Annotated in this window: 17 protein-coding genes; 14 read left to right on the forward strand and 3 right to left on the reverse strand. The window is 64.7% G+C overall.

What is annotated here, in order from left to right:
* Nucleotides 1–3 precede the first annotated feature (3 nt).
* Both CHB96_RS04720 and CHB96_RS04725 read left to right on the forward strand, forming a co-directional pair.
* Complete coding sequence (locus tag CHB96_RS04720) at nt 4–606, forward strand: TetR/AcrR family transcriptional regulator (RefSeq protein WP_089243536.1); 603 nt, start codon at nt 4–6, stop codon at nt 604–606.
* On the forward strand, nt 603–2216 hold the full coding sequence (locus CHB96_RS04725) for an acyl-CoA dehydrogenase family protein (RefSeq protein WP_089243538.1): 1614 nt from the start codon (nt 603–605) through the stop codon (nt 2214–2216). The genes CHB96_RS04720 and CHB96_RS04725 overlap by 4 nt, the downstream gene beginning before the upstream one ends.
* A gap of 17 nt (nt 2217–2233) precedes the next feature.
* On the opposite strand, the gene pgi is transcribed toward CHB96_RS04725, so the two are convergent.
* Nucleotides 2234–3883 carry a glucose-6-phosphate isomerase gene (pgi, locus tag CHB96_RS04730; RefSeq protein WP_089243540.1) on the reverse strand — a complete coding sequence of 550 codons (1650 nt, stop codon included), beginning with the start codon at nt 3881–3883 and terminating at the stop codon, nt 2234–2236.
* Between the two features lie 80 nt (nt 3884–3963).
* Here pgi and CHB96_RS04735 point away from each other — a divergent pair, with 80 nt between their 5' ends.
* On the forward strand, nt 3964–5415 hold the full coding sequence (locus CHB96_RS04735; RefSeq protein WP_089243542.1) for an NAD-dependent succinate-semialdehyde dehydrogenase: 1452 nt from the start codon (nt 3964–3966) through the stop codon (nt 5413–5415).
* Between the two features lie 52 nt (nt 5416–5467).
* On the opposite strand, the gene CHB96_RS04740 is transcribed toward CHB96_RS04735, so the two are convergent.
* A complete protein-coding gene (locus CHB96_RS04740; protein ID WP_089243544.1) occupies nt 5468–5758 on the reverse strand; it encodes a chorismate mutase in 291 nt (96 codons plus the stop codon).
* 316 nt (nt 5759–6074) lie between these two features.
* On the opposite strand from CHB96_RS04740, the gene pcrA reads away from it, so the two are divergent.
* Complete coding sequence (gene pcrA / locus CHB96_RS04745) at nt 6075–8528, forward strand: DNA helicase PcrA (RefSeq protein WP_089243546.1); 2454 nt, start codon at nt 6075–6077, stop codon at nt 8526–8528.
* A gap of 341 nt (nt 8529–8869) precedes the next feature.
* Here the strand turns inward: pcrA and CHB96_RS04750 are convergent, their stop codons facing one another.
* Nucleotides 8870–9925, reverse strand: coding sequence for a M23 family metallopeptidase (locus tag CHB96_RS04750; protein ID WP_089243548.1), 1056 nt, complete (start codon nt 9923–9925; stop codon nt 8870–8872).
* A 246-nt stretch (nt 9926–10171) separates the two neighbouring features.
* Between CHB96_RS04750 and CHB96_RS04755 the strand changes: the two genes are divergently transcribed.
* From CHB96_RS04755 to larC, 10 genes are all read left to right on the forward strand, one after another.
* The gene (locus CHB96_RS04755) at nt 10172–11989 is read left to right on the forward strand and encodes a hypothetical protein (RefSeq protein ID WP_245865233.1); all 1818 of its coding nucleotides are present in this window, start codon (nt 10172–10174) and stop codon (nt 11987–11989) included.
* A gap of 146 nt (nt 11990–12135) precedes the next feature.
* A complete protein-coding gene (sucC, locus tag CHB96_RS04760; RefSeq protein ID WP_089243550.1) occupies nt 12136–13299 on the forward strand; it encodes an ADP-forming succinate--CoA ligase subunit beta in 1164 nt (387 codons plus the stop codon).
* An 8-nt stretch (nt 13300–13307) separates the two neighbouring features.
* Entirely contained in the window at nt 13308–14219 is a 912-nt protein-coding gene (gene sucD, locus CHB96_RS04765; protein ID WP_089243552.1) for a succinate--CoA ligase subunit alpha, read from the forward strand.
* Between the two features lie 166 nt (nt 14220–14385).
* Entirely contained in the window at nt 14386–15456 is a 1071-nt protein-coding gene (locus CHB96_RS04770) for a sugar diacid recognition domain-containing protein (protein ID WP_089243907.1), read from the forward strand.
* An 84-nt stretch (nt 15457–15540) separates the two neighbouring features.
* Entirely contained in the window at nt 15541–16698 is a 1158-nt protein-coding gene (locus tag CHB96_RS04775) for a glycerate kinase (RefSeq protein ID WP_089243554.1), read from the forward strand.
* 19 nt (nt 16699–16717) lie between these two features.
* The gene (locus CHB96_RS04780) at nt 16718–18403 is read left to right on the forward strand and encodes an L-lactate permease (protein ID WP_089243556.1); all 1686 of its coding nucleotides are present in this window, start codon (nt 16718–16720) and stop codon (nt 18401–18403) included.
* A 135-nt stretch (nt 18404–18538) separates the two neighbouring features.
* The gene (larA, locus tag CHB96_RS04785; protein WP_089243558.1) at nt 18539–19834 is read left to right on the forward strand and encodes a nickel-dependent lactate racemase; all 1296 of its coding nucleotides are present in this window, start codon (nt 18539–18541) and stop codon (nt 19832–19834) included.
* Nucleotides 19831–20646: an ATP-dependent sacrificial sulfur transferase LarE gene (gene larE, locus CHB96_RS04790; protein WP_245865235.1), complete on the forward strand. Its 816-nt coding sequence runs from the start codon at nt 19831–19833 to the stop codon at nt 20644–20646. Before larA ends, larE begins: the two co-directional genes overlap by 4 nt.
* Nucleotides 20643–21317, forward strand: coding sequence for a nickel pincer cofactor biosynthesis protein LarB (gene larB, locus CHB96_RS04795; RefSeq protein WP_089243562.1), 675 nt, complete (start codon nt 20643–20645; stop codon nt 21315–21317). The genes larE and larB overlap by 4 nt, the downstream gene beginning before the upstream one ends.
* Nucleotides 21314–22471: a nickel pincer cofactor biosynthesis protein LarC gene (gene larC, locus CHB96_RS04800; RefSeq protein ID WP_176444131.1), complete on the forward strand. Its 1158-nt coding sequence runs from the start codon at nt 21314–21316 to the stop codon at nt 22469–22471. The genes larB and larC overlap by 4 nt, the downstream gene beginning before the upstream one ends.
* Nucleotides 22472–22504 lie beyond the last annotated feature (33 nt).

Here is a 22504-nt window from a genome sequence, read left to right on the forward strand (position 1 = left end):
GATATGCCGTATCGCCGCACGGACGCCGTGCAAGCTCGACTCGACGCCGGGCGCGAGAAGTTGTTCGCCTCTGCCGTCGAGGTGCTGTCCACACAGGGTTACAAAGGCCTGTCGATCGCCTCGGTCGCCGCGGCAGCCGGCGTGTCGGCGGGCAGTGTCTATTCGCATTTCGAGAGCAAGTCCGACCTTGTCGTCGCCCTCTTTCGTGAGGTGTGTGGGCGGGAAGTCCGAGCTGTCGCCGACGCCGGGTCGCAGGGCAACGTTGTCGAACGCGTCACTGCTATCGTCGAGACCTTCGCAGGCAGAGCGATGAAGAACCGAACCATGGCGTACGCGCTTCTCGCCGAACCCGTCGATGCTGCCGTCGACGCCGAGCGGCTGGTCTTCCGACGAAGCTTCACCGACGCCATCGCGGGTGCGATCACCGCCGGTATCGCTGCCGGTGACGTTCCGGAACAGGATGCCGATCTGGCGGCGGCCGGGCTCGTCGGCGCTGTCGGTGAAGTTCTGGTCGGCCCGCTCAGCCCCGATCGTTCCGGCGATGCTCCGGACGTCGTCCCCGGCCTTGTCGCCTTCGCTCTCCGCTCGTTAGGAGTTCGCTCATGAGTACGACTCACGAGGTGTTCAACCAGGTCCCGGACCTGCTTCCGTACGACACGTCCGAAGATGCCTCCTTGCTGGAGGGACTCGAACGTGAAGGCGCCGGGTGGGCGTCGGCGGACCTGCGGGAACTGGGCGAACTGGCCGGAAGCGTCGAGGCGCAGGAATGGGGACGTCTCGCCAACGAGAATCCCCCTGTGCTACACACGCACGACCGCTACGGCAACCGCATCGACGAGGTCGAGTTCCATCCCCACTGGCACGACTTGATGTCCGTCGCCGTCGCGAACGGGCTACACGCGACGCCGTGGCAGTGTGATCGCCCCGGTGCCCACGTCGCGCGAGCGGCCAAGTTCTACGCGTGGGGCCAAGCGGACGCGGGACACATGTGTCCGATCTCGATGACGTACGCCGCCGTGCCTGCGCTGCGGCACAATTCGTCGTTGGCGTCCGTCTACGAGCCGTTGTTGGCGTCGACTCACTACGACTTCGGGCTTCGGGTGCCGACAAAGAAACGCGGGCTGACCGCAGGCATGTCGATGACCGAGAAGCAGGGCGGTTCCGACGTTCGTGCCAACACCACGACGGCTGTACCGTCCTCGGACGGAACGTATTCCATCGTCGGGCACAAATGGTTCACCTCGGCGCCGATGTCGGACATGTTCCTGACGCTGGCTCAGGCACCCGGTGGGCTGTCGTGCTTCCTGCTCCCGCGAGTGCTGCCCGACGGAACTCGCAATCGCATTGTCCTGCAACGACTCAAGGACAAGCTGGGGAACAAGTCCAACGCGTCGAGCGAAATCGAATACGACGGTGCGACGGGGTGGCTCGTCGGCGAGGAAGGCCGCGGGGTCCCGACGATCATCGAGATGGTGAACATGACGCGTCTCGACTGCGTCATCGGCTCGGCCGCGGGAATCCGGAACGCGACTGTCCGAGCAGTGCACCATGCGCGGCATCGATCGGCGTTCGGTGCTCGGTTGGTCGACCAGCCCTTGATGCGGAACGTGTTGTCGGACTTGGTCATCGAGTCGGAGGCCGCGACGACGGTCATGATGCGGCTCGCTGGGGCCACTGATCGATCCAGCGATGCTCAGGAGCGCGAACTGCGTCGAATTGCACTGGCGGTCAGCAAGTACTGGGTCTGCAAGCGTGCGCCATCGCATGCAGCAGAAGCTCTCGAATGTCTCGGCGGCAATGGGTACGTCGAGGAGTCGGGCATGCCCCGGCTGTACCGGGAGTCGCCCCTGATGTCCATCTGGGAAGGGTCAGGGAACGTAGCCGCGCTCGATTCCCTTCGCGCACTTGCCAAACAACCGGACTGCGTCGAGGCGTATTTCACCGAGGTCGGGCACGCGCAGGGTGCAGATTCCCGCCTCGACGACGCCATCTCCCTCCTCGGCAAGGAGTTGTCGGACCGTTCCGACATGGAATACCGCGCGCGACGCGTCGTCGAACTGATGGCCCTGGTGTTCCAGGGTGCGTTGCTCGTGCGGCACGGTGACCCTGCCGTCGCGGACGCCTTCTGCGCCAGCCGGTTGGCCCGCGACTGGGGTGGTGCCTTCGGCACTCTGCCGACCGGTGTGGATACGGCGGCCATTCTCGCCCGAGTCTGAACGGCCGCCGCGCCCCGCTACTTCGCGCGTCCCCGCTGGTCCCGGTACCACCGGACCAGAGCGTCGGTCGACGAATCGGACTGCGGTGCAGGAGGTTCGGTGTCGGTCAGGACGGGCGTGAGCTCGAGTGCCTGGGTCTTGCCGAGTTCGACGCCCCACTGATCGAACGGGTCGACGCCCCACACCATGCCCTCGACGAACACCTGATGCTCGTACAGTGCGATGAGCTGCCCGACGACCGACGGCGTCAGCTTCGGAGCGAGGATGGACGTCGACGGCCGATTGCCCGGCATCACCTTGTGCTGCACCACATCCGACGCTGCTCCCTCCGCTGCGATCTCGTCGGCGGTCTTGCCGAATGCGAGGACCTGCGTCTGCGCGAAGTAGTTGCTCATCAGCAGGTCGTGCATGCTGCCGGTGCCGTCGCGCGTCGGGAGATCGTCGGTGGGTTCGGCGAATCCGATGAAGTCGGCCGGGACCAGTCGTGTTCCCTGGTGCAGCAGTTGGTAGAAGGCGTGCTGTCCGTTGGTTCCCGGCTCGCCCCAGAAGATTTCGCCCGTCGACGTGGTGACGGGGGACCCGTCGGCCTTGACGGATTTGCCGTTGGACTCCATCGTCAACTGCTGCAGGTACGCGGGAAAGCGTGCGAGGTCATTGGAATACGGCAGCACTGCACGGGTTTCCGCGCCGAAGAAGTTGTTGTACCAGAGGCCGATGAGGCCGAGCAGTACCGGCGCGTTCTCGGCCAGCGGTGTGGAACGGAAGTGCTCGTCGACGCGGTGGAAACCGTCGAGAAACTCTGCGAACGCGTCCTTTCCGATGACGGTCATGACCGACAGCCCGATTGCCGAGTCCACCGAATACCGGCCGCCGACCCAGTCCCAGAAGCCGAACATGTTGGCGGTGTCGATACCGAAGTCGGCGACGCGTTCCGCGTTGGTGGACACGGCGACGAAGTGCTTGGCGACGGCATCCTCACCGAGTGTGTCGACGAGCCAGCGTCGGGCAGCAGTTGCGTTGGTGAGCGTTTCGAGAGTGGAGAACGTCTTCGATGCGATGATGAACAGCGTCGTGGCCGGATCGAGCCCGTCCAAGGCCCCGACGAGATCCGCGGGGTCGACGTTGGAGACGAACTTCGCCGAGATGCCTGCGTCGGCGTAGTGGCGCAGGGCCTGGTAGACCATGACCGGTCCGAGGTCGCTGCCACCGATACCGATGTTGACGACGGTCTCGATCTTCGCGCCGGTTGCACCGACCCACTCACCGGACCGCACGCGATCGGTGAATTCCCCCATGCGCGTGAGGACTTCGTGAACATCGGCCACGACGTTCTGGCCGTCGACCTCGAGCTCTGCATCGGCGGGCAGACGCAGAGCGGTGTGCAGCACCGCGCGGTCCTCGGAGGTGTTGATGTGCTCACCCGAGAACATCGCGTCGCGTCGTCCCTCGATGTCCGCTGCCCGCGCGAGTTCCACGAGCAGCGACACGGTCTCACGATCGATCCGGTGCTTGCTGTAGTCGATGTGCAGATCCGCAGCGGTGAGTGTGAACTCGCGACCGCGCTCCGGGTCGTCGTCGAACAGAGTTCGCAGGTGCGTCTCGCCGATGGACGCGTGGTGTGCCTTCAGATTCTTCCAGGCCTCGCTGCCCGTGATGTCACTGCTCATATCCACAAACCCTAGTGGGCGGGCCGCTCGTGTGCGCGTCTTCTCGTTTGCTGGGCGCGCGGCACGGGCAGACTGGAGGTATGGACACTGCCAAGCTCATCGAATCCATTCCGCCGAAACTGTGGATCGGCGGCCACGCGGTCGACGCAGAGAACGGTGCGACGTTCGAGGTCAGGGATCCGTCGACGGGAAAGGCGTTGTCTCGCGTCGCCGACGCCAGTGCAGGCGACGCGATCAAAGCGCTCGACGCGGCGGCCGGGGCCCAGAAGTCCTGGGGCAAGACACCTGCGCGTGAGCGTGGCGAGATCCTCCGCACGGTCTTCGAGAAGATCACCGACCGCGCCGACGACATCGCCGCCGTCATGACTCTGGAAATGGGCAAGGCTCTGGCCGAATCCAAGGCCGAGGTCAAGTACGGTGCAGAATTCTTTCGCTGGTTCGCCGAGGAAGCCGTCCGCATCGGTGGCCGCTACACCCCTGCTCCCGCTGGCAACGGCCGGATCCTGGTCACGAAGGTGCCCGTCGGGCCCGTGTTGGCGATCACGCCCTGGAACTTTCCGTTGGCGATGGGAACCCGCAAGATCGGTCCGGCATTGGCTGCCGGTTCGACGATCATCGTCAAGCCTGCGAGTGAAACTCCGCTGACCATGCTGTTCCTCGCTCAGCTCTTCGCCGAAGCAGGTCTGCCCGACGGTGTTCTGTCGGTCCTGACGACGTCGAAGTCGAGCGCGGTCAGCGCGCCCCTGCTGGAAGATGCGCGGCTGCGAAAGCTGACGTTCACCGGCTCGACCGAGGTCGGGCGCACGCTCGTCGAACAATCGGCGGGCGGCCTGCTGCGGACGTCGATGGAACTCGGCGGCAACGCACCGTTCGTGGTGTTCGACGACGCGGACATCGACGCGGCAGTCGATGGTGCCATCCTGGCCAAGCTCCGCAACGGCGGTGAAGCGTGTACCGCCGCGAACCGTTTCCACGTGGCGAACAGTGTTCGCGAGGAGTTCACCGCGAAGCTCGTCGAGAAGATGAAGACCTTCACACTAGGACCCGGAATCGACCCTGATACGAAACTCGGGCCTCTGATCAACGCCGACCAGTTGAGCAAGGTACAAGAACTGGTCGACGACGCGGTGAGTGCGGGCGCGACAGTCGCCCTCGGCGGCGAGGCACCGGGCGGAGACGGCTACTTCTACCCGGCGACGGTGCTGACGAACGTGCCGGCGAATGCCCGGATCCTGAAGGAAGAGGTGTTCGGCCCGGTGGCACCGATCATCGGGTTCGACACCGAGGAAGAAGGAATCGACGCAGCCAACGACACCGAGTTCGGACTGGCGTCGTACATCTACACACAAGGGTTGGATCGCGCGCTACGCGTCGCCGACGCTATCGACAGCGGCATGGTGGGCGTCAACCGCGGAGTCATCTCGGACGCGGCCGCGCCGTTCGGTGGTGTGAAGGCTTCCGGCTTCGGTCGTGAAGGCGGAAGCGAGGGGATCGAGGAGTACTTGGAGACCAAGTACATCGCGCTGACCTAGCAGGGAACTCGTTGTGCATGGAGCCGCCATGCACAACGAGCCCTCGAAGGGTCTAGCGGCCTAGGCGTCCGCGGCCGAGGCGGAGCAGAAGCATGGCGAGCGTGTGGCCTTCCTGACCGAGGCTGCTGAAGCGGTCGAGGACCTTCATCTCGCGGCTGTGGACCATGCGAGGACCACCGGATGCCATGCGAGTGCGGCCGATCAACTGAGAGACCTCGGTACGGCGCTGGATGGCTGCCAGAATCTCGGCGTCCAGGCGATCGATCTCGTGGCGAAGATCATCGATCTCGGCCTCGGTCGTCGGCAACGTGGATTCGGAGTCACTCTGCTTGGTGGATGCCATTTTCTTCTCCTAGTGTCACATCGTGGATCGTTGCCTTGTTCGACACCGTTACGCGGGTGCGTGGACGGGAGTCGCAGCGGTCACATGAAAGAACCCCGGATCCTCGTCGAAAAGAGGACCTCGGGGCGGGCACTGTTATCGACAATCCCCTTGTCGCGTCGCTGGTAGCTCGACCGAGATCAGGAGGCGGCGACGAACGGCTGTTTCGATCACCGATCCAGTTTGCCACTTGTGTGCCGCCTATGAAAGTCGACTGTTCGCCGGACATTCTCACCGGTAACTTCGTGTCGGTCCCCACCGGTAATCTGGGTGCGCGATGAACACGAATCTTCAGGTTGTCCCCGTGCCAGGTAGAAGCAAGTCGGAAGCGCTGTTGGAGGGGTTGAATCCCCAGCAGCGCGAGGCTGTGGTGCATTCGGGGTCGCCGTTGCTCATCGTCGCAGGTGCGGGGTCCGGAAAGACGGCGGTGCTGACGCGTCGTATCGCCTATTTGTTGGCGGAGCGCGGAGTGTCGCCCGGCCAGGTTCTGGCCATCACTTTCACCAACAAGGCCGCAGCCGAGATGCGTGAACGTGTTGCAGGTCTCGTCGGTCCACGGGCCAACAGCATGTGGGTCTCCACGTTCCACTCCAGTTGCGTGCGCATCCTCCGCAGCCAGGCGTCGCTGCTTCCTGGGCTCAACTCCAACTTCTCGATCTACGACGCCGACGACTCGCGTCGTCTATTGACGATGATCTCCAAGGATCTACAGATCGACACCAAGAAGTTCTCGGCACGGTTGCTCGCCACACACATCTCGAACCTGAAGAACGAACTGATCGGCCCCGAGGACGCAGCAGCGGACGCGGAGAAGGAGACGGTCGAGCTTCCCAAGCTCATCGCGCGCGTCTACGGCCACTATCAGCAGCGCCTCCGTGCCGCCAACGCGATGGACTTCGACGACTTGATCGGCGAGACCGTCGGGCTGCTGCAGGCGTTCCCTCAGGTCGCCGAGTACTACCGTCGACGCTTCCGTCACGTCTTGGTCGACGAGTACCAGGACACCAACCACGCCCAGTACATGCTCGTCCGAGAGCTCGTGGGTCGTGAGGACTCCGACGGGGCGCTCGAAGGCACGATCGACCCGGGTGAGCTCTGCGTCGTCGGTGACGCCGATCAGTCCATCTACGCGTTTCGTGGCGCCACCATTCGCAACATCGAAGAGTTCGAGCGTGACTACCCCGACGCGCGGACTATCCTGCTCGAGCAGAACTACCGCTCCACCCAGAACATCCTGTCGGCAGCCAACTCCGTCATCTCCCGCAACACGGGACGGCGCGACAAGCGCCTCTGGACCGACTCCGGCGAGGGTGAGCTCATCGTCGGTTACGTCGCCGACAACGAGCACGACGAGGCGTCGTTCGTCGCGTCCGAAATCGATCGACTCGTCGACGGTGAGGGAGTGCGCTACGACGAGGTTGCGGTCTTCTACCGCACCAACAACTCCTCACGCGCGCTCGAAGAGATCTTCATCCGTCTCGGGCTGCCGTACAAAGTCGTCGGCGGCGTGCGCTTCTACGAGCGCAAGGAAATTCGCGACGTCGTCGCATACCTGCGCGTGCTCTCCAACGAGGACGACACCGTGAGCATGCGGCGCATTCTCAACGTCCCGAAACGCGGAATCGGTGATCGCGCCGAGGCATGCGTCGCCGTCCATGCGGAGCAGCGGGACATCAGTTTCTCCAAAGCGCTGCACGACGCGGCGGACGGCAAAGTCGCCCTTCTCAACTCGCGTGCGCAGAAGCTGATCGGGCAGTTCCTCGAATTGCTCGACGAACTGCGGGTCGTCCTCGGCAGGACAGACGGCGACGGCAACGACATCGCCGACATCGGTGACGTCGTCGAAGCCGTGCTCGACCAGACGGGGTATCGCTCCGAACTCGAAGGCAGCAGCGATCCGCAGGACGGCGCACGCCTCGACAACCTCAACGAATTGGTCAGCGTCGCACGCGAATTCACGTCCGAAGCCCGTAATCTGGCAGCCGTCGAGGCGGAGTCCGATATCGAGGTGGAAGTCGAGGAAGGAACTCCCGAGCCCGGTTCGCTCGCAGCCTTCCTCGAACGAGTGTCGTTGGTAGCCGACACCGATCAGATCCCGGACTCGGGCACAGGCGTCGTCACGCTGATGACGCTGCACACAGCCAAGGGGCTCGAATTTCCGGTCGTATTCGTGACGGGCTGGGAGGACGGTCAGTTCCCGCACATGCGTGCGCTCGGCGACCCGCATGAGCTGTCCGAGGAGCGCAGACTCGCGTATGTCGGCATCACCCGTGCACGTCACCGGTTGTACGTCACGCGGGCCATCATGCGCTCGGCGTGGGGCCAGCCGATCAACAATCCCGAATCACGCTTCTTACAAGAGATCCCACAGTCGCTCATCGAGTGGAAGCGTGAGGATCCAGGTGTGTCCGGCCGAGCAATCGGTGGAGGGCGGCCGGGTTACGGCGGCGGTGGCTTCGGCGGCGGAGGATTCGGTGCCGGTCGCGGCTTCGGTGGCGGTTACGACGACCGTCGTGCAGCCCAGTCCACTCCCAGCTTCGGTGCCGCCCGGGCGAAGAACAACACCCTGGTCCTGGCGGTCGGCGACCGCGTGAACCACGACAAGTACGGTCTCGGAACGGTCCTGGAGTCCACGGGCAGCGGTACGTCCGCGATGGTGCTCGTCGACTTCGGAACGTCCGGACGAGTCAAGATGATGCTGATCGGCGGCGTGCCGATGACCAAGCTGTAGTTCCGCGCGCTCGGACCGGGGGTGGCTCGGGTGAGCGAATGGCGCCCTCGCTCACTGTGGGTGACTGAATGGCGCCTTCGCTCACTGTGAGTGACTGAATGTCACATTCGCTCACTCTGAGTGACTGAATGGCGCCTTCGCTCACTGTGGGTGACTAAATGACGCCCTCGCTCACCGTGAGTGAGCGAATGACGCCTTCGCTCCGGAAAGGAGGTGGGCGAACGAATGGCGCCTTCGCTCACTCTGAGTGACTGAATGTCACATTCGCTCCGGAAAGGGGGGCGAAAGGAGGGGCGAACGGAGGTGGGCGAAAAAAGGTTGGGCGAAGCGAACGGGAGTGACTAGTCCTGTTCGGGGCCGAGGCTGATGCCGCGGGACGCGAGCCAAGGCAGCGGGTCGATCTTGGCTTCGCCGGGGAGGTGGACCTCGAAGTGCAGGTGCGGGCCGGTGGAGAAACCACGGTTACCCATGCGCGCGATCTGGTCGCCTGCCATGACTTCCTGGCCGACGGTGACGTTTGCGCTGTCGATGTGTCCGTACACGGTGATGGTGCCGTCGGCGTGCTGCAGGCGAACCCACATGCCGAACCCGGACGCAGGTCCCGCGTCGATGACCTTGCCGTCGGCGACTGCGAGGATCGGCGTACCGATGGAGTTGGCGATGTCGACACCGGCGTGCAGAACGCCCCAGCGAGTGCCGAAGTTGGAGGTGTACGTGCCGACTGCGGGGAGTACGAACAGCGGGCGACGTGCCGCTGCTTCGCGTGCAGCGCGTTCCTCGCTGAAGCGCTGGCCCTTGGCGAGCAAGTCGTTGAACTGGCTGAGATCGACCGGGTTCGCGACGTTGAGGATCTGCGGCGCCGACGACGGTGATGTCTCGGTGGTGTCCGTTGCGTATTCCGCGGCCTCGGGGGCTGCGGTGGCGACGATTCCGGGGGCTGCAGGTGCTGCGCCTGCCGCGAGTGCGACTTCCTCGGAGGTGTTCGGTGTGGTGGATTCGTGATCCACGACGGCCTGACCCGCTGCGACGACTGCACCGGCGGCGACTGCGAGGACCGCGGCACGGCCCTTGAGTGCGGTGGGTGGCGTCGGGATGCGGTGCGCTCCACCCTTGCGGGGAACGGCGGCGATGGTCTCGGTGACGGTATCGATCTGCACGTCGGCGACGGTGTGGAGCTCGGAGTCGTGGTAGCTCTCGGCCGAGCCGTAGCTGCTGGCGAAGTAGTCGTACCCGGTGGACTCGAGGTCTTCGGTCTCGGAACCCCAGCTGGTCTCTCGCGAGTACACGGTCTCCTGGGAGTACACGGTCTCGGGCGAGTAGACAGCAGGTGCGCTGTCGGTGACCGCTGCCGGTTTGACGAATCGGCTGGCGGTGAAGGACGCGCGGTGTTGCGACAAGACCTGCGGCCTCCGTTTCGTGATCTGCTCGTGACTTAAGACTCGGCAGACGGTAACGAAACGATTGCGACCGGCGCAAGTTTTACGGGGCCTATGGTCCTATATGTGAGATGGCTCACAATGCGAACAGGCGAAATGCGGAGACACGCTTGGGGTCTCCGACAACCCGCGAGTACCCACGATCCCGTTGTCGAAACGCGGCACACGTGATCGGAGTTCCCGAGAACGAACGATAGCGTCTCCTGTGTGGCGTCCCCATCTCAGATCCACGGATCAGGCAAAGTTCCTCCTCGAGTCATCGAGGGCTCCGCAGTAGGGGACAAGAGTGCCCGTCCTCCCGCTCTTGCCGCGGCAGCGTTCGTCTCGGCAGCGGCCCTGATCGCACTGGCAGCGAATGCGGCCGACACCGTCACCTCGCAGTCCGGTCGCGCCCCCGAGGGAGGCGTCGTCGCCGCGGCGATCGTGTCGGTGGTTCCGCTCGTCGTCGTCGCGGTGGGTGCGGTGGTGTCGTTGCTTCGTAGTCCGGCGTTCGCCGGGGCGCTGACGGCCGGGTACGGATCCGTTGCTCTCGGACTGACTGTTCTCGACGTGGGCCTGATGCTCGATCCGATCGACGCCAACCGTCTCGAGCTGTTCCGTCCCGTCACGGCGGCCGCTCTCGAGCCGGGCGTCGGCGCGTATCTGGTTCTCGCAGCGCACGCGTTGGCCGTCGTCGGTGGGGTGTCGGGCTGGATTGCCGTCGGACGTGCCTCTCTCGACGACGGCTACGGGGAGTCGGCCAGCCCGGATCTGACCGGCCGCGCCTCCGCAGCCCGCATCGGCGCGCTTCTGTCGGTGTCGGTCGTTGCTGCTGCCGTCGTCGGCGCCGGGGCTTTGTTCGTTCCGCCGTTCGCGTCCACGGATTCGATCGTGCTCGTGCCTGCGGTCATCGCGTCGCCGTGGACGACGGCAGTCGGTTCGGCCCTCGTCGCGCTGGCCGTTCTGGTCGTCGCGGCGGCGGCTCTGGCGTCGATCTCACCCGTCGTGGCCTCGGGCGCACTGCTCGGCGCAGGGGCGGCGTTGTTCGGAATCCTCGGATCCAGGGTCGTCGCGGGACTGTCGTCGGGACCGGGGATCGAGGTTTCGCCGGGGTCGGTCGTCGGCGCCGTCGCTGCCGTCGTACTTCTCGTTGCCGGAGGTGCAGCACTGCCCGCCGCAGCCGCGCGTGATCGGCGCGCCACCGCGGATCGAATCAGGCGGCCCGGGCTCGGTGACGGACAAGCGTCGACGACGCGGTGGCACGTCGTCGCGGGGGCCGCGGGTGTCGTCTCGGGCGTGGCGTCGATCGCAGGCGGGTTGCTGCCGGTTCTCGTCGTGCCCGACGGATTACCGTCGCCGACGATTCTCGCGACACGCACGGCCGTCATCGCAGGGTTCGTACTCGTCGTGGCATCGGTTCCGTTGTTCTTCTCTTTGTTCGCAGCCACGGCCAGGCCGGCGCTCGGCGTGCTGAGCGTGGCCGTCGTGATGACGTCGGCCGGTGTTCTGCAGTCGGTCGTGCTCGCGACCGACATCACCGGGATCGAGGTCGGAACCGGCGGGATCGCGATCCTCGTTGCCGTCGTCGCGGCCGTCGTGTGCGGCGCTGCGACTCTGTCGGCGGGAAGTGCAGAGCGTGACGATGTCGACACGTCCGAAGTGACAGCCGATCGCGTCGTCGGATCGGTTGCACTGTCGGGGGCCGTCGTCGCGGCTATCGGTCTGGCTTTGCCGCTGTATCGAGGCGCCGACGTGACCGCGGCCTCCGTGACCGAGCTCCCGTGGGGATGGGACGTGTGGGGGCAACTCGCGCTTGCGGTCACCGTGGTGATCGCAGCCGTCGTCGCGTCTCGAGCGAGGCCGACGCGTGGTGCCGCGCTGCTCGCGGGCGGATCCGTCGCGATGATCGTCTACGTGACGGGATGGCCCCTCACTTCCGCGCGTGCGACAGACCCGTCGGTCGGTCCCGGTGTGGTGGCCGGAAGTCTCGCCGTCGTGATTCTCGGTGTGGCAGCGGTACTTTCGGCTCGACGACGCACCCAGTGAGACGTGGGACACATGCCGCGTCCCGGTGAGATAGACCACATACCATCCGGGCGGGCGATGGAGCCGTCGGGCACGTGGATAAAGTCGATGACCGGACCCGCTCACACCCCTTGAGCGGGCGTCAACGTAGACGAGACGGTGAGCTGATGGATCTCTTCGAATACCAGGCGAAGGAATTGTTCGCCAAGCATGGCGTACCCACGTCCGCAGGCCGTGTCACCGACACGGTTGCGGGTGCAACACAGATTGCCGAGGAAATCGGCAAGCCAGTGATGGTCAAGGCGCAGGTCAAGGTTGGAGGCCGCGGCAAGGCCGGTGGCGTCAAGTACTCCAAGGACGTCGCTGCAGCCACCGAGAACGCAGAAGCCATTCTCGGGCTCGACATCAAGGGCCACGTCGTCAAGAAGCTTCTCGTCGCAGAAGCTTCCGACATCGCCGAGGAGTACTACATCTCCTTCCTGCTCGACCGCACCAACCGCACCTACCTCGCGATGTGTTCGGTCGAGGGTGGCGTGGAGATCGAGGTGACGGCCGAGGAGAACCCGGACGCACTCGCGAAGATTCCGGTCGATGCCGTCAAGGGCGTCGACCTTGCTTTTGCTCGTGATATCGCCGAAAAGGGCAAGCTTCCCGCCGAGGTGCTCGACGCCGCTGCGGTGACCATCCAGAAGCTGTGGGAAGTCTTCATCAAGGAAGACGCGCTTCTCGTCGAGGTCAACCCGCTGGTTCGCACCCCGGACGACCAGATCCTCGCGCTCGACGGCAAGGTCACGCTCGATGCGAACGCAGACTTCCGCCACGAGGCCCACGCTGACTTCGAGGACAAGGACGCGGCCGATCCTCTCGAGGCCAAGGCCAAGGAGAACGACCTCAACTACGTCAAGCTCGACGGACAGGTCGGCATCATCGGCAACGGCGCTGGACTGGTCATGTCCACGCTGGACGTCGTCGCATACGCCGGTGAGGCACACGGCGGCGTCAAGCCCGCCAACTTCCTCGACATCGGTGGCGGCGCCTCGGCCGAGGTCATGGCTGCAGGCCTCGACGTCATCCTCGGTGACGAGCAGGTCAAGAGCGTGTTCGTCAACGTCTTCGGTGGTATCACCGCATGTGACGCAGTTGCGAACGGCATCGTCGGCGCGCTGAAGAAGCTGGGCGACGACGCCAACAAGCCGCTGGTCGTCCGCCTCGACGGCAACAAGGTCGAAGAGGGACGAAAGATTCTCGCCGACGCCGCGCACCCGCTGGTGACGCTCGCCGGAACCATGGATGAAGGCGCCGACAAGGCCGCCGAGCTGGCAGCGAAGTAGAGGAAACCATGTCTATCTTTCTGAACAAGGACAACAAGGTCATCGTCCAGGGCATCACCGGTGGCGAGGGAACCAAGCACACCGCGCTGATGCTCAAGGCAGGCACCAATGTCGTCGGTGGCGTCAACGCACGTAAGGCCGGAACCACGGTCAAGCATGTCGACGCGCAGGGCAACGACATCGAGCTTCCCGTGTTCGCTTCTGTCGCAGAGGCAATCGAGAAGACCGGCGCCGACGTCTCCATCGCGTTCGTCCCGCCGGCATTCTCCAAGGACGCCATCGTCGAGGCGATCGACGCGGAGATCCCGCTGCTCGTCGTCATCACCGAGGGCATCCCGGTGCAGGACTCCGCGTTCGCGTGGGCCTACAACGTGGAGAAGGGCAAGAAGACTCGCATCATCGGCCCGAACTGCCCCGGCATCATCACCCCGGGTGAAGCTCTCGTCGGCATCACGCCTGCCAACATCTCCGGAACCGGCCCCATCGGCCTGGTCTCGAAGTCGGGCACGCTGACCTACCAGATGATGTTCGAGCTCCGTGACTTCGGATTCTCGACCGCCATCGGCATCGGTGGAGACCCGGTCATCGGCACGACGCACATCGACGCCATCGAGGCGTTCGAGGCTGACCCCGAGACCAAGCTCATCGTCATGATCGGTGAGATCGGTGGCGACGCGGAAGAGCGCGCAGCCGATTACATCAAGGCCAACGTGACCAAGCCGGTCGTCGGCTACGTCGCAGGCTTCACCGCTCCCGAGGGCAAGACCATGGGCCACGCAGGCGCCATCGTCTCCGGCTCGCTCGGAACGGCTCAGGCGAAGAAGGACGCTCTCGAGGCCGCAGGCGTCAAGGTCGGCAAGACGCCGTCCGAGACCGCCGCACTGGCTCGCGAGATCCTGGAATCGCTGTCCGTGAAGTAAGCAGTTCTTCCCGAAGGGGCCCGCCGGCACGCAGTGTCGGCGGGCCCCTTCTTCGTTTCCTGGCCCGCTTGCGATTCCTGGCCCGCGTACGTTCCCGGGCCCGCTTGAATGGACCCTGGTAGCCATCTGATCGTATGAATGCGACATTCAAGCGGAGGTGATCGCCATGCTGAGCGCGGAACTGGCACAACGAGTCGTGGATCAGGTGCGTCCCGTCGTCGCGCACAACGTCAACATCATGGATCACCGCGGCATCATCATCGCGTCGGCGGACCCGACGCGGCTGGGTACCAGTCACGACGGTGCCATCGCCGCGCTCGAGTCTCGCGACATCGTCCGTATCGAGAGGGATCGTGAGCAGGCGAAGGCCGGAGTGAACGTACCGCTGGTCGTCGACGGCGACGCCGTGGGTGTCGTCGGAGTCACCGGCAAGCCGTCGAGCGTCGAACCTCTTGCGCGAGTGGTGGTTCTGACCGTGACATTGCTTCTGCGGCAGGAGCAGCAGCTCAACGATTCGCACTGGCGTGAATCCACGCTGAAGGACTTACTCAACGCGCTCATCAGTGAGCCGAGGATCGGCGAGGCGCGTGTGGGTTCCGTCCTGAGCGACGTCGGTCGTCCCAGTCAGCCCCCGTGGAGTTTGCTTGCGGCGTTCGACACCGCCGGGTCCGATGCGCCGTCGGGTCGGTTGCGTGCGAGCATCGCGGGTCTCGATCACGTGGTCGGAATAGAGCGCTCGGGTGTCACCTGGTTTCTGATCGGCCGCGCCGGAGCAGGTGTACGTGACGTCGTTCTGGATCGGCTGCAGTCCCGCCGTGCGACGGTGGTCGCTGGAAGGCGTTCTGCGACAACGCAAGAACTCGCAATCGATGCGCGACGGCTCGACATCGTCACGCGGGCAGTGCATTTCGGTGACGGCGAGGTGCACGACATCGCCCGCTTCGATCTCGAGATCCTGCTGGGGCAGCAGGCCGACGAGCTGTCGATCGACAGTGCCTACCGTTCGCTCGAACCGCTGTCGGGCACCCTGCGACACACGGCGGCCGTCGTCCTCGATCACGATCTGTCGGTCGTCGCGTCCGCAACGGCGTTGCATGCCCACCGTAATACCGTCGTGCAGCGGTTGAATCGCATTCAATCGCTGACAGGACTCGATCTCCGAAGGTTCGACGACGCTGTCACCATGCGGATCGCGCTGACTGCGGAGTCCGTGGCGGCGCATCACGACAGTGCGTGACGCCCAGAAACTGGGTCAAGATTCAGTAAAACTGTGTGCGGCAGGCCTATATCTGACGGACGACCTGTGACCTAGCCTACAGAGATGACGAAAAGTTACGTGGTCGTCACGGCTCCGGACTCGTTCAAGGGCACATGCACTGCCGCCGAGGCGGCTGCAGCAATGGCGGCCGGAGTTCGAGACGTCCTGGGTTCGGCGGCAACTGTGATCGAATGCCCGCTCGCGGACGGTGGCGAGGGGACGCTCGATGCGCTGGCGGCGGGGTTGAACGCGGAGATTCGTGAAGTGGACACCGTCGACGCCATCGGACGGCCCCGCACGGCCCGCGTCGCCGTCTCCGGCGACGGCACGACCGGGGTGATCGAGGCCGCGGAAGCGAACGGACTGCCACATGTGTCCGACGTCGAATTGCAACCGATGCGCGCCGACAGCTTCGGCGTCGGGATTCTCGCGCGGAAATTGATGGACGAGGGTGTGACGGACATCCTGCTGTGCATCGGCGGGTCGGCGAGCAACGACGGTGGCACCGGTTTCGTTCGTGCGCTGGGAGTGAAGTTCCTGGACGCCGACTGTTCCGAAGTCGCTTACGGGGCACAAGGATTGAGCGATATTCGCTCGGTCGACCTGACCGGCTTGCATGAGCATGCAACCGACGTTCGGTTTCGCGTCGCCCTCGACGTCGACAATCCTTTGCTCGGAAGTCGCGGTGCTGCAGCGGTATTCGGGCCGCAGAAGGGCGCGAGCCCGGATCATGTGCAGCGCATCGACTCCGGTCTCTCGAACCTTGCGTCCGTCCTCGCCGACGCGACCGGCATCGACGCGACCGCTCTTCCCGGCGCCGGTGCGGCAGGCGGTATGCCTGCATCGCTGTCGACGGTTCTCACCACCGAATTCCTTCCAGGATCCCAACTCGTACTCGGAGCAGTCGGATTCCACGAATTGGTCGAGAATGCGGATCTCGTTCTCACAGGCGAAGGTTCGTTCGATTCACAGTCGTTGAACGGAAAGGTAGTTGCGGGAGTCGCGAGTGCGGTACCGTCCGGATGTCCGGTCGTCGTACTGGCGGGGCGCGTGCTCCTCGACCCGAAGCAGGGTCTGGACGCCGGTGTGACGGCAGCGTTCTCCATAGCATCCGGCCCGTCGACCTTGGATGAGATGAGCGGGCACACGACCGAACTGATTCGCGCCTCCGCGTCTCACATTGCATCCCTGTACGGAACCTTCTCCCGCACAGTCCGATAAAGACATCGAAAGAGATCTGATGTTTCAGCAGATAACCGATCCCGTCGGTGGATCCCTGGCCTTGTCGGCCTTGATCGCCGCCGTCCCCCTTGTCACGATGTTCGTGCTGCTCGGCGTCTTTCGCGTCAAAGCACAATATTCGGCTCTGAGCGGGCTAGCCGTGGCGCTGGTCCTGGCTGTTGCCGTGTGGGGGATGCCGATCGGGCAGACCTTCGCCGCTGCGACGGCCGGGGTCACCTACGGGCTGACTCCCATCCTGTGGATTCTGATCACCGCCCTGTGGATCTATCGACTCAGCGCTGATACTCCGTGGTTCGAGACGTTGGGTACGACCATCCGGTCCATCTCCAACGACCTCCGAATCCTGGCCGTACTCATCGCTTTCTGCTTCGGCGCGCTGCTCGAGTCGCTCGCCGGCTTCGGTGCTCCGGTAGCCATCACAGCGGCGATGTTGATCGCGACGGGCATGAACCCGATCAAGGCAGCGGTCATCTGTCTGCTCGCCAACACCGCGCCGGTGGCGTTCGGGTCCATGGGTACTCCGATCATCGCCCTCAACGGCGTCACGGGAATCGACCTGATGGAACTGTCCAGCATGGCCGGCCGTCAGACGCCGCTCGTGGCGATCATCGTGCCGATGCTGCTCGTTCTCCTCGTCGACGGAAAGCGCGGAGTCAAGCAGACCTGGCCCGTAGCGCTCGTCGCTGGCTTCGTGTTCGGTCTCGCTCAGTTCCTGGTGTCCAACTTCATTGCAGTGGAACTGACGGACGTGCTCGCCGCCGTCGCGACGATCGTGGCAGTTCTTGCATTCCTGCGCATCTGGCAGCCGCGGGAAGTCATCTCCACGACGGAACCGACGGACGACGACCACACCCCGACCGAAGGAATCTCCGACGGCGGTGGCGTCGGATCGTCCCGTACGGCAACGGCGGTCACCGGCGCGGCAGTGGTCAAGCGTCCGCCGCTCCCACACGTTCTGATGGCGGCTGCACCGTATCTCGTTGTCATCGCGGTCTTCTCGATCGCGCAGATTCCTGCCGTCAAGTCCGCCCTCGTGGGCATCGGAAGCACGACGTTCCAGTGGCCCGGCCTCGACGTGGTCGACGCCGACGGAAATGCAGTTGCTGCGCAGAAATTCAAGTTCGATCACCTCGCAGCAACCGGGACTTTGCTGTTGCTCTCGGGCATCATCACGATGGGTATCTACAAGATCAAGCCGCTTCAGGGACTTCGTACCTTCGGCGCCACTCTCGTTCAGCTCAAGTGGACCATCGTGACCGTCACGTCGGTGCTGGCACTGTCGTTCGTGATGAACCTCTCGGGCCTGACGACGTCGCTCGGACTCGCGCTGGCCTCCACCGGTGTCTTCTTCGCCGTCCTGTCGCCGATCATCGGCTGGCTCGGTGTCGCACTGACCGGTTCCGATACGTCGTCGAACTCGTTGTTCGGTGCCATGCAGGTGACTGCAGCCGAACAGACCGGCCTGTCGGCGACGCTGATGGCCGCGTCGAACTCCTCGGCGGGTGTCATGGGCAAGATGCTCTCGCTGCAGAACCTCGCCGTCGCGTCGGCCGCGGTGGGAGTCGCAGGGTCGGAAAGTACGCTGTTCCGCAAGCTGCTTCCGTGGAGCCTAGGATTGCTGGCAGTCATCACGGTGTTGATCGTGCTGCAGTCCACGCCGGTCCTCGGCTGGATGGTTCCTTAGCGATCCAGGTAGCGTCGTAGACACAGCCATCGAAAGCCCGCGTGGGGCAGCCTATTCCTGGGCTGCCCCATTCGGCCGCGGTAGGGGCGAGTTCGCCCGCCGCGTGCACCATGAACACGAGAACGAGGAGATGTGATGGCCGAGTCCAGAATCCCGGTGGAACTCGCCTACGGCAGAACAGGTCTGACGGTAGAGCTGCCGGAAGACCGCACCACTGTCGTCGCGCCGACCTATCAAGCCGCTGCCGAGGATGTTCCGGCCGTTCTGCGCGAGGCGCTTGCGAAGCCCGTTGCAGGACCGCCGCTGCGTGAGGTCGTAAAACCTGGTCAGAAGATTGCGATCTCACTCTGTGACCTGACGCGACCGCAGCCGCGTGAGCTGATGGTGCGAGCGTTGCTCGCCGAGCTCGAGGGAATCTCGACGAAGGACGATTTCACGATCCTGGTGGCCACCGGTACCCATCGTGGCAACACGGATGAAGAACTTCGAATCATGCTCGGCGACGAACTCGTCGACACCATGCGCATCATCAATCACGATGCACGCGACGACGATTCGCTGAAGTGGATGGGTACCTACGGTGACGGTGTGCCGGTGTGGCTCAACCGCCACTGGGTCGATTCCGACATCAAGATCACCACCGGTTTCGTCGAGCCGCACTTCTTCGCAGGATTCAGTGGTGGACCGAAGCTGGTAGCTCCCGGTCTCGCTGGACTCGACACCGTCCTGACGCTGCACAACGCGGCGCGGATCGGGAGCGAGAACGCGACGTGGGCTGTGTGCGAGGGCAACCCGGTGCACGACGACGTTCGAGCCATCGCGTCGGGTACCGGCGTCGACTTCGCGTTCGACGTGGTGCTCAACCGTGAGCAGAAGGTCGTCGCCGCGTTCGGTGGCGAACTGTTGACGATGCACGAGACCACTCGCGAGGTGGTTCGAGAACTGTCCATGGTGCCGGTGCCCCAGCTCTACGACGTCGTCGTGACGACGAACTCGGGATTTCCTCTCGACCAGAGCGTCTACCAGGCCGTCAAGGGAATGACCGCGGCCGCAACGGTGGTCAAACCCGGTGGACTCATCATCTGCGCTGCCGAATGCAGCGACGGGTTCCCCGACCACGGCTCCTTCCGCGAGGTACTCGCCTCCGAGCCGACGCCGGCGGAGTTGTTGACTGCCATCTCGGCGCGCGAGAAGACGGTGCCCGACCAGTGGCAGGTTCAGGTGCTCGCACGAGTTCTCGCGAAGGCACGTGTCGGAATGCACACCACCTACCTGTCCGACGCCGAGCTGCAGACGGCTCATCTGTTCCTGGTCGAGGACATCGCTGCAGCGGTGGAGGAAGAACTGCTCCGCGTCGGCCCGGATGCACGTGTATGTGTCCTTCCCGAAGGCCCGCAGACGATTCCGTACCTGTCGGACGTGGCGGAGTGAGCGCGCCCGCCGATCGGCTGCTGACCCGGTTGTCCCAGGAAACGAAGCTGTTGGTGGCATTCTCGGGAGGCGCGGACTCCGCGCTGCTCGCCATGGCAGCGCATCGTGCGCTCGGCTCCGGTGCGATCGCGGTGACTGCCGTCTCGGCCAGTTTGCCTGCGTCGGAACGCGCCTCGGCCCGCCGATTCGCACGTGAGCACGGCATCGCGCACGTCGAGGTCTGCACCGACGAACTGGACGACCCGGAGTACGTGGCCAACACCGGAAATCGGTGCTTCCACTGCAAGACTGCGCTGTTCGACGCGTTGACGCCGTTGGCGACGATGATGGGTGCGTCCATGGCGCTCGGAACCAACCTGGACGATCTGGGTGACCACCGCCCCGGGCAGACTGCCGCGGCGCAGCGTGGTGCGATCGCCCCGATGGTCGACGCGCAACTGACCAAGGCCGACGTGCGTGCCATCAGTGCATCGTGGGGTCTGGTGACCGCCGACAAGCCCGCGGCGGCGTGCCTGTCGTCGCGCATCGCCTACGGGGACCGGGTGACGGCCGAGGTGCTCGGGAAGATCGAGCAGGCCGAACAGGCGCTGCACGATCTGGGGTTTCGCGAGCTCCGCGTGCGTACCCATGCCGACGGCACCCTCGCCCGAGTGGAGGTCGCCGAGCGAGACATGGCTGCGGCCTTCGACTCTCGCGACGATATTCTCCGTATTCTGGATCGGGCCGGGTTCGTGTTCGGATCTCTGGACCTCCGAGGGCTTCGTAGTGGCAGCATGAACGCGCTGCTCAGTTTGACGCCGGTCGTTCGATGACGCGCGAGGCCAACTACACGGTCGATCTGGATCGCGAACGCCGCCAAGGACTTCCCGAGGTGGTGTACGGACCGGGTAAGACCGATGCCGAGATCGCGGCGATCGTGGAATCGTTGTTGGAGAACAACTCCGGGCCGGTCCTGGTGACTCGGGTATCCGCGGACACTGCTGCCGTCGTCGGCGATGCGGTGCCGGGTTCGGCGTACGACGCGCTCGGCCGCGTGCTGTTCTGGCGAAGTGCATCACCGGGCGCGTTCACGCTCGGCGTCGTCACTGCCGGCACTGCGGACGGCCCCGTGGCGGCGGAAGCCGCTGCTGTCGCATCTGCAATCGGCATGTCGGTCAAGGAAATTCGCGACATCGGCGTAGCCGGTATCCACCGCGTGATGGCGCGTGTCGACGCGATTCGCAGTTTCGATGCCGTTGTCGTCGTCGCCGGCATGGAAGGTGCGCTGGCCAGCGTCGTCGGAGGCCTCGTTGCAGGGCCGGTGATCGCAGTACCGACATCCACCGGGTACGGCGCGGCACTCGACGGCGTCACCGCGCTGCTGGCCATGATGACATCGTGCGCAGCGGGCGTCACGGTCGTCAACATCGATTCGGGGTTCGGTGCCGCCATGGCTGCTTTCCGACTCTCCAAGTCCTTCACGAGAACCGGTTCGAACGAATGATTCTGTGGCTCAACCCGATCGCGGGTGTCTCCGGTGACATGATGCTCGGTGCGCTGCTCGATCTGGGTGCGCCGATCGACAAGGTCAGGGCAGCGATCGAATCGACCGGTATCACGGGATGGAGTGTGACCACAGAGTCGGTCGAGAGGCAAGGTGTTCGCGCAACACACGCCGTCGTGACTGTCGACGAGCACGTGCCCGCGCGGCACGCGTCGGAATTGCTCGAGATGGCGGCACGAGCTGTGCCCGAGGAGGTTTCGGACTTCGCTGTGCGCGCGATCCGATCCTTGGCCGAGACCGAGGCGAAGATTCACGACTCCACGGTCGAAGAAGTGCACCTGCACGAGTTGGGTGGCGTCGACACGATCGTCGACACCGTCGGAGTGGCAGCAGCTTTGGAAGCTTTGGGCGTCACCGCCGTGTACTCGGGGCCAGTAGGGCTGGGGATCGGTCAGACGCACGCGGCGCACGGTCTGTTGCCGGTGCCCGCGCCCGCGACGCTCGGGTTGTTGCGTGGTGCACGGGTGGTCGGCGTCGACACCGATACCGAGACGGTGACCCCGACGGGCGCTGCATTGCTGGCGACGTCCGGGGCTCGGTACGACCCGGTGCCGGCGATGACGATGCACTCGGTGGGATACGGCGCAGGTGGTCGAGACACCCCGGGACGGCCCAATGATCTGACGGCAGTGCTGGGAACCCCTGTGTCGCAAACGGATCCGGTCGAGGCGATGGTCGTGCTCGAGACCAACCTCGACGACGTCACCGGAGAGGTCCTGGGTGAACTGATCCCTAGGCTTCTCGAGGCAGGCGCTGCCGACGCGTGGATCTCGCCGGCGATCGGTAAGAAGGGTCGGCCGATGCATACGGTGTCCGCCCTGTGCGCCCGGCACGTAGCGGGCAGCGTCGAGGAGCGACTGGTGGCCGAGACCGGAACCCTCGGCGTCCGGCGCACCATCGTCGACCGCCGAACCCTGCCGCGCCGATGGACCGACGTGGAGATCGAGGGCATGACCGTCCGCGTCAAGATCGGTCCTCACCGGGCGAAGCCTGAGCACGACGATCTCCACCGGGTATCCGAGGCGACAGGAATCCCCGTCCGCGAACTGGCCGAGCGGGTGGCGGGGGTTGTTGCGTCCCGGCCGTCCGCTTGAATGGACCCTGGTAGCTATCTGGTCGTATGAATG

This window comes from Rhodococcoides kyotonense (assembly GCF_900188125.1).
GTDB classification, from domain to species: Bacteria; Actinomycetota; Actinomycetes; order Mycobacteriales; family Mycobacteriaceae; genus Rhodococcoides; species Rhodococcoides kyotonense.

Coding starts and splice junctions, on each gene's coding strand:
- pgi (WP_089243540.1), bottom strand. CDS start 3,883: ATGAGCAGTGACATCACGGGCAGCGAGGCCTGGAAGAATCTGAAGGCA.
- larB (WP_089243562.1), top strand. CDS start 20,643: ATGACGCGCGAGGCCAACTACACGGTCGATCTGGATCGCGAACGCCGC.
- CHB96_RS04740 (WP_089243544.1), bottom strand. CDS start 5,758: ATGGCATCCACCAAGCAGAGTGACTCCGAATCCACGTTGCCGACGACC.
- CHB96_RS04735 (WP_089243542.1), top strand. CDS start 3,964: ATGGACACTGCCAAGCTCATCGAATCCATTCCGCCGAAACTGTGGATC.
- larA (WP_089243558.1), top strand. CDS start 18,539: ATGGCCGAGTCCAGAATCCCGGTGGAACTCGCCTACGGCAGAACAGGT.
- larC (WP_176444131.1), top strand. CDS start 21,314: ATGATTCTGTGGCTCAACCCGATCGCGGGTGTCTCCGGTGACATGATG.
- CHB96_RS04770 (WP_089243907.1), top strand. CDS start 14,386: ATGCTGAGCGCGGAACTGGCACAACGAGTCGTGGATCAGGTGCGTCCC.
- CHB96_RS04780 (WP_089243556.1), top strand. CDS start 16,718: ATGTTTCAGCAGATAACCGATCCCGTCGGTGGATCCCTGGCCTTGTCG.
- pcrA (WP_089243546.1), top strand. CDS start 6,075: ATGAACACGAATCTTCAGGTTGTCCCCGTGCCAGGTAGAAGCAAGTCG.
- sucC (WP_089243550.1), top strand. CDS start 12,136: ATGGATCTCTTCGAATACCAGGCGAAGGAATTGTTCGCCAAGCATGGC.
- CHB96_RS04775 (WP_089243554.1), top strand. CDS start 15,541: ATGACGAAAAGTTACGTGGTCGTCACGGCTCCGGACTCGTTCAAGGGC.
- sucD (WP_089243552.1), top strand. CDS start 13,308: ATGTCTATCTTTCTGAACAAGGACAACAAGGTCATCGTCCAGGGCATC.
- CHB96_RS04725 (WP_089243538.1), top strand. CDS start 603: ATGAGTACGACTCACGAGGTGTTCAACCAGGTCCCGGACCTGCTTCCG.
- CHB96_RS04720 (WP_089243536.1), top strand. CDS start 4: ATGCCGTATCGCCGCACGGACGCCGTGCAAGCTCGACTCGACGCCGGG.